At 67.9% G+C, this 809-nt stretch carries 1 protein-coding gene; it reads right to left on the minus strand.

What is annotated here, in order from left to right; translation table 11 throughout:
• Positions 1-785 (minus strand): Ig-like domain repeat protein (locus ACIBEC_RS46800; RefSeq protein WP_360509987.1); only part of this gene is annotated, 785 nt, incomplete at its 3' end.
• Positions 786-809 lie beyond the last annotated feature (24 nt).

Here is an 809-nt window from a genome sequence, read left to right on the forward strand (position 1 = left end):
GTGCCGACGGCGAGGTCTGTGGTGGTGAAGGTGGCCACGCCCGCGGCGACAGTGCCAGTGCCCAGCAGGGTGGCGCCGTCGAAGAAGGACACCGTCCCGGTCGGGATGCCGTCCACGGAGGTGACGGTGGCGGTGAGGACCTTGGCCTGGCCGAACACCGACGGGTCGGGCGCCGAGGCGAGGGTGGTGGCGGAAGTGAAGGGAACGGTGTCGGTGATGCTGACGGTGTTGTCGCCGTTGTTGGTCACGTACGCGTGCAGTCCGTCGGGAGTGACAGCCACATCGAACGGCCCGGTACCCACGGTGATGGTGGCCACGATGGTGTTGGTGGCGGTGTCGATCACGCTGAGGGCGTTGTCGCCGTTGTCGGTCACGTAGGCGTGCAGTCCGTCGGGGCTGACCGCGACGCTGGTGGGTGCGGTACCCACGGTGATGGTGGTGGTGACGGTGTTGGTGGCGGTGTCGATCACGCTGACGGTGTTGTCGCCGTTGTCGGTCACGTAGGCGTGCAGTCCGTCGGGGCTGACCGCGACGCCGGTGGGCGCGGCGCCCACGGGAATGGTGGCCACGATGGTGTTGGTGGCGGTGTCGATCACGCTGAGGGTGTTGTCACCGCTGTTGGTCACGTAGGCGTGCAGTCCGTCGGGGCTGACCGCGACCCCGAACGGTCCGGTACCCACGGGAATGGTGGCCACGATGGTGGCGGTCGCGGTGTCGATCACGCTGAGGGTGTTGTCACCGCTGTTGGTCACGTACGCGTGCAGCCCGTCGGGAGTGACAGCCACATCGAACGGCCCGGTACCCACGAC

This window comes from Kitasatospora sp. NPDC051164, from assembly GCF_044455625.1.
Taxonomy (GTDB): domain Bacteria; phylum Actinomycetota; class Actinomycetes; order Streptomycetales; family Streptomycetaceae; genus Kitasatospora.